Origin of the sequence: Brachybacterium sacelli, assembly GCF_017876545.1 — a bacterium.
Classification (GTDB): Bacteria; Actinomycetota; Actinomycetes; order Actinomycetales; family Dermabacteraceae; genus Brachybacterium; species Brachybacterium sacelli.
In genome coordinates this window covers 2,440,986-2,453,597 of sequence record NZ_JAGIOD010000001.1, presented here as the reverse complement: position 1 = coordinate 2,453,597, position 12,612 = coordinate 2,440,986, and the positions used below count along the sequence as shown (strand labels likewise).

Genomic DNA, 12,612 nt, shown 5'->3' with positions numbered 1-12,612 from the left:
CGGGCACCCTTTGACCGGCCCGCCACCCAGGCGCTAGGTTTCCCTAGAACGTGGGACCCCGGGATAACTAGCAGGACGCACACGGGGAAGGTGCGCGTGGTGCTGAGCGCCCCCGGGGTCCCACGGCCCTTCAAGGCCTCACGACGCCTACGGGGCCTCCGATGTCGGCTCGTCGTGCGCACTTCCTCGGCCCCTCGCAGGGCCTCCTGATCCCGAAGCGTGCGACGGGCCGCCCCGGTCGGAGCACCGATCCCGATTCGGCACCTCGGCCGCTCCCCGCTACAGTGGCACGGTCCCTGACTCGCGGCACGAGCTGCGCGTCCGGAGAAGCGATCACCACCATCGATTCCCACAAGGAGCGGATATGGCCGACGAGACCTATGCCGGAGAGTTCTACTGCGTCAAGTGCCGCGAGAAGCGGGAGGCCGAGGGGGACGTCGTCGTCTCCAACGGCCGCCGCATGGCGAAGGCCGTGTGCCCGGAGTGCGGCACCAAGCTGAACCGGATCCTCGGTAAGGCCTGACGGTCTGCCCGACGCACGACGAGGGGCGGGGCACCATCGAGGTGCCCCGCCCCTCGTGCGTCCGGTCTCGGGCCGGCGGGGGTCATGCGGCGTTCTGGTCGCGGTTCTTCCGGGGACGGCCACGGCCGCGCTTGACGGCGATGATGCGGCCGGACTCGAAGATCGCACCGCCCCAGACGCCCCAGGGCTCCCCGCGGTCGAGGGCGCCCTGACGGCACTCCTGGATCAGGGGGCAGTCGGCGCAGAGCGACTTGGCCTGCTCCAGCTCGGCGGGGCGCTCGGAGAAGAACAGATCGGCCACGCCGGCGTCGTGGCAGGGCAGCATGTGACCCGCGGTCTCGGCGGGGTTCAGGAATGTGGTGAGTAGAGAAGTCATCGTCTCGCTGCTTCGAAGATCGTCGGGGGGACGAGCCCGTACGGGCGGAGGTGCGGCGGCGGTGCCGCACCAGCAGCGAGGTGGTCCTCGTCAGCTCGGGATGGGCACCGCGGGGGCATTGCCCCGTTCGCGCGGCAGAAGGGAGGGCGCGCCAAGGGGGCGCAGGCCTGCTCCTGCGAGATTCCTGATATCGATCACTGAGGCCACCCCCTTTCTCATGCGCGCGTCCCGGCTTCCCGGTCCACGACGTGGACGATTGACGCAGATGAGTCTACACACCATCCGCAGAACGCACATCTATTTTTTGACCTGCAGTTTCACTGCTCGACGCGGTGCCGGGCGAGAAGCTCGAGGAGCGCGGGGCCGAACCGCTCGGCCTTGCCCGGGCCGATGCCCGGGACCGCCAGCAGCTCCTGCTCGGTGCGGGGGCCCCGTTCGGCGAGCGCCTCGAGCGCCGCGTCGGTGAGCACCGCGTAGGCCGGGACCCCGTTCTGCCCCGACCGCTCCCGTCGCCAGTCGCGCAGCTCCTCCAGCAGGGCGGCGTCGGCCAGTGGCGGGCAGCCCTCGTGGCGGCCGCGTCGCTGGTCGCGCGGGGAGACCAGTCCCTGCCCGCACACACGGCATTCGGCGTACACGGTGGCGCTGCGGCGACCGGTGCGGCGAGGGCCGGCGCCCGGGCCGGTCCCCGGGGCGTCCGGATGCTCGAGCACCCCGTCCAGGAAGCGGGAGGCCTTGCGGCTGCCGCGGGCGCCCGGGGTGCGGGCGGCGGACCAGCTCACGGTGAGCAGGTCCTTCGCCCGGGTGAGGGCGACGTAGAGGAGCCGACGCTCCTCCTCGACCTCGGCGGCGGTGGTGGCCATCGAGATCGGCAGCAGTCCGTCGCTGGCACCGACCACGTACACGACCGGCCACTCGAGACCCTTGGCGGCGTGCACGGAGGCGAGGGTGACGCCGTCGACGACGGGGGCGGACTGCGCCTCGGCGCGCTCCTCCAGCTCGCGCACCAGATCGACCATGGTGGCAGCCGGCCGGGCGGTGACCGTGTCGGCCAGGCTCACCAGAGCGTTCAGCGAGTCCCAGCGGTCCCGGATCGCCCCCGTGGTCTCCGGGGGCTCCGAGGACCATCCCTGCTGGGCGAGGATGTCGCGGACGGCGCGGGCCGGGTCGAGCTGCTCGACCCGGGTGGCGGCCCGCAGCGACACCATCGCCCGGCGCACCTCCTGGCGCTCGAAGAAGCGATCGCCGCCGCGCACCAGGTAGCCGATGCCGCGTGCGGTCAGGGCCTGCTCGAAGGCCTCGGACTGGCCGTTGGTGCGGAACAGGATGGCGACGTCCGCGGCCGGCCTCCCCTCGGCGACCAGGTCCCGGATGCGATCGGCGATGCCGTCGGCCTCGGCGGGGTCGTCCGCGAAGGACTCCACCAGCGGGGGCGGGCCGTCCTCGCGCTGGGAGACCAGGGTGAGCCGGCTGGTCCTGGTCCGGCCGCGGGCGCCGTCCAGGACGGTGTTGGCCATCCGCACGATCTGCGGGGTGGAGCGGTAGTTGCGCTCGAGCCGGATGGTGCGGGCGCGGGCGAACTCCTTGCGGAAGTCGAGCAGGTAGGAGGCCCGCGCGCCGGCGAAGGTGTAGATGGTCTGGGCGGCGTCGCCGACCACGCAGACGTCGTCGGAGGTGCCCAGCCACAGCCGCAGCAGCGTGTGCTGGAGGGCGGAGACGTCCTGGTACTCGTCGACGAGGAAGTGCTTGTACTGGCCGCGGACCTCGCGGGCGACGTCGGCCCGCTCGGTGAGGAAGCCCACCAGGTGCAGCAGCACGTCCTCGAAGTCGATGACGCCGCGCTCCTTCTTGACCTCCTCGTACTGGGTGAGGATGCGGGAGACGGAGCGGGCGTCGAAGCCCGCGACGCCGGGGCGGCGGGCCTTCTCGGCCGCCTCCGGATAGGACTCGGGGGTGAGCATCGTCACCCGGGACCACTCGACCTCGGCGACGAGGTCGCGCAGCGCCGCCCGGTCCACGCTCATGTGCAGGCGCTGGCAGGCCTCGCCGACGCCCGGGAACTTGTTCGCCATGATCTCGGGCATCGCCCCGCCGACCACGCGCGGCCAGAAGTGGCGCAGCTGGCGCAGGGCGGCGGCGTGGAAGGTGCGCGCCTGCACGGCGGGCACCCCGAGGTCCCTCAGTCTCGAGCGCATCTCGGCGGCGGCCTTCGCGGTGAAGGTCACCGCGAGCACGTGGCGAGGGTTCAGCTGGCCGGTGGCGACGCCGTAGGCGATGCGGTGGGTCAGCGCGCGGGTCTTGCCGGTGCCGGCGCCCGCGAGCACGCAGAGGGGGGCGCCGAAGGTGCGCGCGACCTCCCGCTGCTCCGGGTCGAGGGCGTCGAGCATGCTCTCGGCATCGACGGGCTGGGCGGGGGTCTCAGGGTTGGCGGCGGTCATCACGACCCATCCTGCCAGCGACCCCCGACGGACCGAGGGGCGCTGTGGACGGCGGGGGCCTCACGCCTCGGCGGGTCCGCCGTACCAGTCGTCGATCAGGGCCCGGCCGAGCGAGGCGTTGTTCGGCAGCTCGACCTCCTCGGCGGCGAGCGCCGCCGCGAGCTCCTCCCGCGTGAACCAGCGGGCCTCGGCGATCTCGTCCTCCTGCAGCGTGAGCTCCACGGCGCCCGGGACCCAGGCGCGGTAGCCGATCATCAGCGAACGGGGGAAGGGCCAGGGCTGGCTGCCGACGTACTCGACCTCCTCGACCTTCAGCCCGACCTCCTCCGCGACCTCGCGGGCCACCGCGGACTCGAGGCTCTCCCCCGGTTCGACGAAGCCGGCCAGGACCGAGTGGAAGCGGCCGCGGAAGTTCGCGTTGCGGGCCAGCAGCAGCCGGTCCTCGCCGTCGCGCACGGCCATGATCACGGCGGCGTCGGTGCGCGGGAAGTGCTCGCTGCCGTCCTCCCGGCAGCGCAGCACCCAGCCTCCCACCTCGGCCTCGAGCCCCTGCCCGCACAGCGGGCAGTAGCGCATGGAGCGGTGCCAGGCGCCCATCGCCACCGCCGTCAGGGCGAGATCGGAGTCCGCGGGTTCGAGCATCTCCGCGACGCGCCGCAGGTCGCGCAGATCACGCCCGGGATCGTCGAGCTCGGCGCTGGGTTCGGTGACCTCGACGCCCAGGATCCGCAGGCCGTCCCGTCGGCCCAGCAGCACGAGCGGCTCGTGCGCGCCGCGCCGCGGGTCCTCGGTCTCCAGAGCGAGCCGGAGCGACCCGTCCTCGCCCTCGTCCAGGGCGGCCTCCCCGGCGCGGGTGATCAGGTAGCGGGCGTCCTCGCCGGGCGCGATCATCGCCGGGTCGATGCGACTGAGCGCGTCACGGTCGGAGCCGAGCAGGGTCAGGGGGGTGTGCAGATGCGGGCCGCGGAGCTTCGCCATGCCCTGAAGCCTACGCGGATCAGGAGGGTCCGCCGGGTACGGTGGACGGGTGCATCGCAACTCCTATTCCCTGGCTGCTCTGGCCGCGGCGGCGGTCCCCGGACTCGTCCCGGTGCGGACCACGCCGATCGCGACCCCGACCGAGGACCTCGACGTCGCCGGCGTCGTCGGTGAACAGGGCCGTCGCGTCATGGTGCTCTCGCCCTCCTCGACGGCCTCCGGGGTCCGTCTCGAGAAGGATCTGAAGGTGGCCGACGCCCTCACCGGCACCCCGCTGCACGGGGTGATCCCGCCGGTGTTGGGCTTCGTGAAGCTCTCCGAGGGTGGCCGCGCCGCCGTCACGGAGGCGCCCGTCGGTCGCCCGCTGATGCTCGAGGACCTGCAGGAGAGCCCGGATCTGGCCCGCTCGATGGGTCAGGTCCTGGCCCGCATCCACACCGTCCCGCGGTACGCCGCCGAGGCGGCCGGGGTCGAGTCGTTCACCCCGGAGGCCCTGCTCGCGGAGCATCGCGAGCGGGTCCTCGAAGCGAAGGAGGGCGGGCACCTGCCCGCGGCCGTGGCGCAGCGCTGGGAGGCCCTGCTCGAGGACGAGGAGCTGTGGCACGTCACCCCGCAGTTCATCCACGGGGACCTGTCCGAGGAGAGCATGTTCCACGCCGAGGAACGGATCAGCGCGCTGCGGGACTGGTCCTCCTCCCGGGTCGCGGACGCCGCGACGGACCTCGCCTGGCTGATCTCCACGCTCGAACCGGAGCGCTTCGACGAGCTCTACGCGGCCTACCGTCAGGAGCTGCCCACCGAGGTGCATCCGCGCCTGGTGGAGCGGGCGCAGGCGCTCGGCGAGTTCGCCGTGGCCGAGTGGCTCGCCCACGGGCTGGAGACCGGCGACGAGTCGATCGTCTCCGACGCGCGCGGCATGATCGCCGACCTCGACGCCGACCTCGCGCAGCTGGCGCGGGACGAGGCCGAGCGCACCTACGACGCGCTGAGCTCGCGCGACGAGCAGCCCTGAGCCCTCACCCCTGCAGCATCTGCGCCATCCGTTCGCGGGAGGGATGACGGCGCACCTCGTGGGTCACCCCGTCGGCCACGAAGTGGAAGGCGGTGCGGATCCGCGACAGCGGGAGCCCGGTGCTCTCGTGCCAGGCCAGACGGTACAGCGACAGCTGGAGGGAGCGCTCGCGCAGCTGGGCGGGGCGGGGCACGCGCCCGGTCTTCCAGTCCACGATGAGCACGCCGTCGCTGCCGTCGCCGCCCTCGGGGTCGGCGAAGACCGCGTCGATCACGCCGCGCACTGCGATCTCCCCCACCCGGGTCTGCACCGGCTGCTCGACGGCGAGCGGGATGCGATCGGCCCATGCGGAGGCGACGAAGGCCTCGCGCAGGGCGAGCTCCTCGGCCCGGTCACCGTCCTCCTCGGCCAGGTCCGCGAGGTCCGCGACGTCTTCCAGGTCCAGCAGCGTCGCGCTGTCGTAGCGGGACTCGAGCCAGGCGTGGAAGGCGGTGCCGCGGGCGGCGGCCGGGGACGGCCGGCGCGGCAGCGGCCGGAGCAGCTCGATCGCCGCGCCGCGGGGGTCGCGAGCCTGGTGGACCACCTGGGAGGCGGACAGTCGCGGAGGTGAGTGCACGGCCGGGGGCGCGGCCTGCTGCTCGAGGTCGCTGAGGGTCCGTCGCACGATCTCGGCGAGCGCGGGGTCGCTGCCCGCGAGCTCCTCGCCGTCCGGAGGGTTCTCCCCCACCGCCGCCAGGGTCTCGGCGGCGCGACGCCGTGCCGACTCCGCCTCCCCCTGCGCAGGCGGCCACTGGGCCCGGGGCCGCTCGGCCTCCAGCGGATTGGTCTCGGGCACCTCCTGCACGGTGCGGAAGCGGTCAGGGACCAGCGGCCCGGCCTCGACGAGGTAGCGGGAGCGCGGTCGGGCCGTCGTCAGTCCGGTGCGCCAGGCGGCGGAGGTCAGCAGCAGGCGCCGGCGGGCCCGGGTGACGGCGACGTACATGAGCCGACGGTCCTCGCGCAGCGACTCCTCCCCCTGGGCGAAGCGGTACTCCTCGACCAGGGACTCGGCGTCGACCTGCGTGTCCGCCTCGGCCCAGGCCAGCTCCGGCAGGGTGTCCGCATCGCCGCGCAGCGCGGTGGGCACCGCGGCCGAGGCCAGCGAGGACAGCCACCCGTTGTCGGGCACGCGCACCCGCCCGCTCTCATCGGTCTTCGCCCGCCGCAGGTCGTAGGAGGGCACGGAGCCCTCGGTGAGCCCGGCGACGGCCACCAGGTCCCACTCCAGACCCTTCGCGGAGTGCATGGTCACGATCGTCACCGCGGCGTCGGCGTCCTCCTGCGCGTCGGGCTCCGGCGCGGCGGTGACGGCGAGGCCCGCCTCCTCGTCCTCGCTGATCTCGAGCAGGTCGAGATAGGCGCCCAGTCCGCCGCGGCGGGCGGTGCGCTCGAAGGCGGCCGCGTGGTCCCGCAGCGCCTCGAGGTCCGCCAGCGCCCGTGAGGTCGGGTCCCGGGCGAGCAGGGTCAGGTCGACGTCCAGCAGTCGCACGGCGGCGGTCACGAGGTCCGGCAGCGGCAGCGGCAGCAGGCGCCGCATCTCGCGCAGCATCTGCTGGACCTGCTCGAGCCGGGCACGACCGGTGGCGGACAGGGAGCGCCCCGAGGGATCGGTCCAGTCCGTCGGCGGCAGGTCGTCGACGGCGTCGACGAGGGAGACGGTCTCGGCCTCGTCCTCGCCGCCGGGGGCGTCGGTGCGACGCCGCAGACGTGATCCCATGCGGTCCCGCCACCGTCCCAGCACGGACAGGTCGCGGGCACCGAGGCGGACTCGGGGCCCGGTCAGCAGACGCATCAGCGCATCGCCCCGACCCGGGTCGTGGGCGCATTCGAGGACGGCCCGGACGTCGGCCACCTCGGGGCGGTGCAGGAGACCGCCAAGCCCCACGACGTGCACCGGCAGGCCCGCCGCCTCGAGCCCCTCGACCAGGGCCGGGATCTGGCGGCGCGCACGCACCAGCACCGCGGCCGACGCCGGGGCGTCGGCGTGGACGTCCTCGGCGCGGCGGGCCCGGATCCACGCGGCGATGGCCCGGGCCTCGGCCCGTTCGTCGGAGGCCTCGAGGATCTCGGCGGCCCCCTCCCCCGCACCGGGTCGGGCCTGCAGCTCGGGGATGCTGAGACCGGCGTCCGCCTCCCGCAGCGGGGCGGCGAGGCGGTTCGCGACGGCCAGGACGGCCTCGTCGTTGCGCCAGGAGGTGGACAGGGTGCGCTGCAGGACGTCCTGCTCGGGGGTCGCGAAGGCCTCGGCGAAGCCGGCCAGCGAGGCGGCCGAGGCGCCGCGCCAGCCGTAGATCGCCTGCTGCGGGTCGCCCACGGCGCAGGCCGCGTGCCCGGGGCCGAAGAGGTCGGTGAGCATCCTCAGCTGCGCGACGGAGGTGTCCTGGAACTCGTCGAGCAGCACCACGCGATGCATGCGCCGGGCGAGGCGACCGGCGGCAGGCACCTCGCGCGCGACCCGCGCGGCGAGGGAGACCTGGTCGGCGAAGTCGAGGGCGGAGCTGTCGGTGCGGACCTGGGCGAAGCGCTCGAGCAGCGGGATCAGGGCGAGCCGGGACTCCAGCGCCCCCAGCACGGAGGAGACGGCCTTGGGGGTGGTGCGGCGCCTGCCCTCGACCTGGAGCGGGATCCCGGCGAGGTGGTCGCGGATCTCGGTGAGATGGGTGCGCAGCTGCTCGGGGGTGACGAGGTGGTCGGCGAGGGAGGAGGTCAGCGAGAGCAGGGCGGCGGTGAGGGTGGCCGGGGACGCCTCGAGGTCCAGGGAGTCGTCCCAGCCCTCGACGATCTCGTGCGCGAGCTGCCAGGTGGCGGAGGTGGACATCATGGTCAGCTCGGGATCGATGCCGACGGCGAGGGCGTGCTCGCGCACCAGGTCGAGGGCGAAGCCGTTGTAGGTGTGCACGAGGGGCCGCTGGCCGACCAGCTCGTCGCCGCCGCGCTCCAGCCCCGGCGGCAGGGTGAGGCCCTCGGTGCGCAGCGCCTCGGCGAGGGCGCCCAGGCGCGCGGTGATCCGGGCGGACAGCTCGTGTGCCGCCTTGCGGGTGAAGGTCAGCCCGAGCACCTGCCGGGGTTCGACGATCGCGTTGGCGATCAGCCACACGACGCGGGAGGCCATGGTCTCGGTCTTGCCGGAGCCGGCGCCGGCGACCACCAGCATCGGGGCCAGCGGCGCCTCGATGACGGCGGTCTGCTCGGCCGTCGGCGGGGGCTGCTCGAGCAGGGCCGCGAGGTGTGCGGCGCCGAGCGGGGTGGGATTCTTCGTCACAGCTGGTCTCCTTCGGGCTGCAGCGGGCAGCTGCTGCGCACCGCGCAGTGGGAGCAGTGGGCGTTCAGTCGCGCGGTGACCTGCCGGCCGGAGACCTCCTGGGAGACCTGGGTGACGAGGTCGTCGAACCAGGCGGGGTCCTCGGCGCGCGACAGGGCGCCCTGGCTGCGCACGGCCGCCTTCTTCGCGCCGGTGCCGACGTACACCAGCTGGGCGCCGCCCAGCCGCTCCGGGGCGTCCTCGCCGAGCTCCTCGCTCAGCGCGCCCTCCCGCACGGCGGCCTGATAGGCGGCCAGCTGCAGGTCGCCCTCGGCCGCGGCCGCGGACTTCGGCGTCCTGCCGGACTTGAGGTCCACCACCCGCAGGCCGGTCGCGTCGCCCTCGATCCGGTCGATGCTGCCGCGCAGCCGCACCCGGCCGAGGTCGACCTCGAAAGGTGCCTCGACGGCGAGCGGCTCGCCGGTGGTGCGCAGGTGCTCGGCCAGCAGAAGGGTCGCGTCCTCGGCGCGCCGCACCCGGCGGCGCCCGGACCAGGTGTCGGTGCCCGGGACCGAGCGCAGCAGTGTGTGCAGCTCGCCGAGCAGGTCCTCGGGGTCACCCTCGGGGCCGTGCGGATGGATCTGGGCGAGGTGATGCAGGGCGGTGCCGATGAGCTGGGCGGGGCCGCCGGTGCGGGTGCCCCCGGCGCGCTCCATCAGCCAGGACTGCGGGCAGTCCACGGCACGTTCGAGGGCCGACGGGGACAGGGCGATGGTCGCGCCCGCGTCGTGGAGAGGCTCGGTGCTGCTGGGGTCCTGGTGGTACCAGCGCTCCGGGTCGGTGCCCGGAGCGTCGGCCCGGGCCAGCGCGTCCAGGGCGAGGGCGGCCTCGCGGGAGCGGCGGGGGTCGTCCTCGCGCAGGCGGCGGCGCAGCGCGGCGACCAGGCGTCGCACGTCGGGTGCGGGACCCGGGTCCTGCCGGAGGGCCTCCAGGGTGATCCACGGCTCCCCCGCCCCCTCGGCGAGCGCGGCGAGCGCCTCGTGCAGCGCGGAGGGCTCGAGCTGCTCGTCCTCGACGGCGGTCACCAGCACGCGGGTGCGGGCGCGCGCCAGGGCACTCACGGCGAGGCGCAGCTCGTCGGCGATCACCTGCTCGCGCTGCAGCGCCCGCAGCGACTCGGGGTCGGCGGGCAGCTCGGTGCCGGAGCGGGCGCCGCCGAGCAGCGAGAGCTCGGCGGCACCGAACAGCGTCGAGCGCAGCCGCAGGTCCGGCCAGGTCCCCTCCTGGAGACGGGCGAGCACGACGGTGTCGCGCTGCTCACCGGCGAGCTGCGCGGGGGTCAGCACGGCGAGACGTCCGCGGGGCGCCGCGGCCGGGGCGAGCGTGTCCTCGACGACGGCCTGGGCACGGGTCTGCTCCACGAGGTCCAGTGCCCCGGCACCGGGGCGGCGGTCGGTGAGGCGCTCTGCCGCCGCGAACAGCTCGAGCAGGGCGTCCAGCCGGGTGCCGGCCAGCCGCGAGCGGGCCCCGTCGACGTCCCCGGGGGCACCGAGGGCGGCGCGTCGCCAGCCCCCGGCGAGCCCGGAGGCGTCCCAGGCGTGCCAGAGCACCTGTTCGGCATCGTCCTCGCGGTGCTCCCGCACGGACCGGATCATGGCCCGCAGCCGGTGCACGGGGGCGGCGGCGCGGTCGCGCGCGCCCTCCGGGGGCAGTCCGGGGACCTCCTCGTCCACCAGCGCACGGGCGAGCAGCTGTTCGCTGGGCGTCTCCGTGTCCGGATCAGCCGCGCGACGGGCACCCAGCAGCAGGCGGCGGATGCGGCGCAGGCGAAGGGTGTCGGCGTCGCCGAAGGGGCCCCGCAGCAGCTCGGAGGCGACCTGCGGATCCACCATCTCACCCTCCTCGGCACAGCCCAGCTCGAGGATCGTCAGCAGGTCGGCGATCGCGGGGACCTCGCGCAGCGGCTGCGGCCGACGGGGCGTGCGCACGGGCAGACCGGTGCGGGAGAGCAGGTCGGCCACGTCCGCGACGGCGGCGCCGGAGCGGCATACCACCGCCATGTCGTCATAGGCCACGCCCTCGCGGTGGTGGAGGTCGCGCAGGGCGGAGCCGATCAGGCGGGCCTCGTCGAGGGGGTCCTCCGCCCGCAGCACCGCCAGTCCCGGGCCCGCCTCGGTGCGCGGACGGCGCGAGTCGATGCTCGATCCCGCCAGCGGGAGCCGTCCGCGCAGGGCGTCGACGGCTGCGATGATCCCCGGGGCGGCGGCGGGGGCGCCGTCCAGGGTCACCTCGGAGACGGGGCGGCGCAGCAGTGTGCGCAGCCGGTCCGCCGCGTCCGGGAGGGCACCGCGGAAGGTGTCGACGGCGGCGTCGGGGCAGCTGCAGATCATCACCGTCGCCCCGGAGGCGGCGAGCGCGGCCACCAGCGCGATGCCTGCGGAGGTGAGGTCCTGGGCATCGTCGACCACCACGGTGCGGAAGGGGGCCGGGGTGCGGGGGTCCTCAAGCAGGCGGGCCGCGCGGCGGACCAGGCCCCCGGAGTCGAGGCGGGGACCGGCGTCGAGGGCGGCGGAGGCCTCGAGGTCCAGCACTCCGAGATAGTCGCGCAGGATCGCGGCGGCATCGTGCCAGGCGGGCCGGGCCCGCTCGCGACCCAGCTCCTCGAGGTCGCCCGGGGTCAGGCCCAGCTCCGTGGCACGGGTGACGAGGTCGCGCAGCTCGGTGCGGAAGCCGGGCAGGGTGCGGGCGCCGGGGTCGACCTCGAGTGCCCAGGTCTCCCGGTCGGCGATCAGCTCGGCGAGCAGGGCGTCCTGTTCCGCGCCGGTGACCAGGGTGGGCTCGCCGAGCCCGCGGGAGAGGGCGTCGGCGCGCAGCAGGGCATGCCCCAGGGCCGGCGGCGTCATCGCCCGGACCTCGCCGGCGCCGTGGACGGCGAGGGCGTCGCGCAGGCGTCCGGCGGCCGGCCGGCGCGGGGCCAGCAGCAGCGTGCCGGGCCCGGCACCGGCCGCGGCAGCGAGGGCCAACGCGGTGCGTCCGCTGCCCGGTCCGCCGTGCACGAGCACGTCCGACCCGGCCATGACCAGGTCCCGCGCCGTGCGCTGGCGGAGATCCAGCGTGTCCGGCTCCAGCACCGGCGGCAGCGCGGCGAGGTCGGGTCCGAGCAGACGGATCCCCTCGCCCGTTCCGGTCCCGTCGCCTCGCATACCCCTATTGCACCTCACCGGGGAGACGGGCGAAGCCGGGAGCGCGGCGGAGACGGGGCGGTAGAGTGCGGGGGATCACAGCGCCCCGTCATCTGCGAGGAGGCCGACGCCATGTCGCCGTCACCCACCCCCCGGATGCCCCGTGCGCAGCGACGCTCCCAGCTGCTCGAGCTCGCCACCCGGGTCTTCACCGAGAAGGGCTTCCAGGGGACGAGCATGGATGACATCGCCTCCGCCGCCGGGGTCACCAAACCGGTGCTCTACCAGCACTTCTCCTCCAAGGAGACGCTCTACGTCGAGGTCATCGACATCATCGCCGAGCGGATGCTGGGCGAGGTGCGCGAGATCGGCTCCTTCGAGGGGGACACGCCCCAGCGCGTGCGCCACGGGCTCGAGCGCTTCTACCAGCTGGTCTCGCTCGAGAACGCGCTGCGCCTGTTCACGGGGCACGAGTCGGTCTCCGAGGCCGTCCAGAAACGGGTCGACGCGGTGCTCGACAAGATGGCGATCGAGCTGTCCGGGGTGCTCGCCGCCTCCCGGCAGATGAGCAGCGACCAGGCGCGGATCATCGGCCGCGGGCTGATCGCCGACACCCAGACCACCGCCCGCCTGCTGCACGAGGCCGGCGGCGACGCCGAGCGCGAGGAGGTCCTCGAGGTCATGACGACCTTCATGGTGCACGGGCTGACCGGCTTTGCACCGCGTCGCAGACCCCGGGTCGCGGGCACCGTGCTGGGAGCGGACGGGACCGCACGGCCCGGATCCGACGGGTAGACTTCCCTCGCCCCGCACTGCTCGTCCCGCC

General features: G+C 74.6%; 8 protein-coding genes. 3 read left to right on the top strand and 5 right to left on the bottom strand.

All coding sequences use genetic code 11. The annotated features are described in order from the left end of the window. The first annotated feature begins 364 nt into the window (after positions 1 to 364). Positions 365 to 523, top strand: coding sequence for a DUF5679 domain-containing protein (locus JOF43_RS11030; RefSeq protein WP_209901997.1), 159 nt, complete (start codon positions 365 to 367; stop codon positions 521 to 523). 82 nt (positions 524 to 605) lie between these two features. Here JOF43_RS11030 and JOF43_RS11025 read toward each other — a convergent pair whose 3' ends face one another. The 3 genes from JOF43_RS11025 to nudC all read right to left on the bottom strand — a co-directional run bounded on the left by JOF43_RS11025 (position 606) and on the right by nudC (position 4,312). Continuing rightward, the gene (locus tag JOF43_RS11025) at positions 606 to 899 is read right to left on the bottom strand and encodes a WhiB family transcriptional regulator (RefSeq protein ID WP_209901995.1); all 294 of its coding nucleotides are present in this window, start codon (positions 897 to 899) and stop codon (positions 606 to 608) included. A gap of 317 nt (positions 900 to 1,216) precedes the next feature. Further along, positions 1,217 to 3,334 carry an ATP-dependent DNA helicase UvrD2 gene (locus tag JOF43_RS11020; protein ID WP_209901994.1) on the bottom strand — a complete coding sequence of 706 codons (2,118 nt, stop codon included), beginning with the start codon at positions 3,332 to 3,334 and terminating at the stop codon, positions 1,217 to 1,219. Positions 3,335 to 3,394: 60 nt separating this feature from the next. Further along, a complete protein-coding gene (nudC, locus tag JOF43_RS11015; protein WP_209901992.1) occupies positions 3,395 to 4,312 on the bottom strand; it encodes an NAD(+) diphosphatase in 918 nt (305 codons plus the stop codon). A 49-nt stretch (positions 4,313 to 4,361) separates the two neighbouring features. On the opposite strand from nudC, the gene JOF43_RS11010 reads away from it, so the two are divergent. Next, entirely contained in the window at positions 4,362 to 5,324 is a 963-nt protein-coding gene (locus JOF43_RS11010) for a phosphotransferase (protein WP_209901990.1), read from the top strand. Positions 5,325 to 5,328: 4 nt separating this feature from the next. On the opposite strand, the gene JOF43_RS11005 is transcribed toward JOF43_RS11010, so the two are convergent. After that, positions 5,329 to 8,625, bottom strand: a complete 3,297-nt coding sequence (locus tag JOF43_RS11005) for an ATP-dependent helicase (protein ID WP_209901989.1) — start codon at positions 8,623 to 8,625, stop codon at positions 5,329 to 5,331. Beyond that, a complete protein-coding gene (locus JOF43_RS11000) occupies positions 8,622 to 11,807 on the bottom strand; it encodes a UrvD/REP family ATP-dependent DNA helicase (RefSeq protein ID WP_209901987.1) in 3,186 nt (1,061 codons plus the stop codon). Before JOF43_RS11000 ends, JOF43_RS11005 begins: the two co-directional genes overlap by 4 nt. Positions 11,808 to 11,918: 111 nt before the next feature. Here JOF43_RS11000 and JOF43_RS10995 point away from each other — a divergent pair, with 111 nt between their 5' ends. Next, positions 11,919 to 12,581, top strand: a complete 663-nt coding sequence (locus JOF43_RS10995; protein WP_209901985.1) for a TetR/AcrR family transcriptional regulator — start codon at positions 11,919 to 11,921, stop codon at positions 12,579 to 12,581. Positions 12,582 to 12,612: the final 31 nt, after the last annotated feature.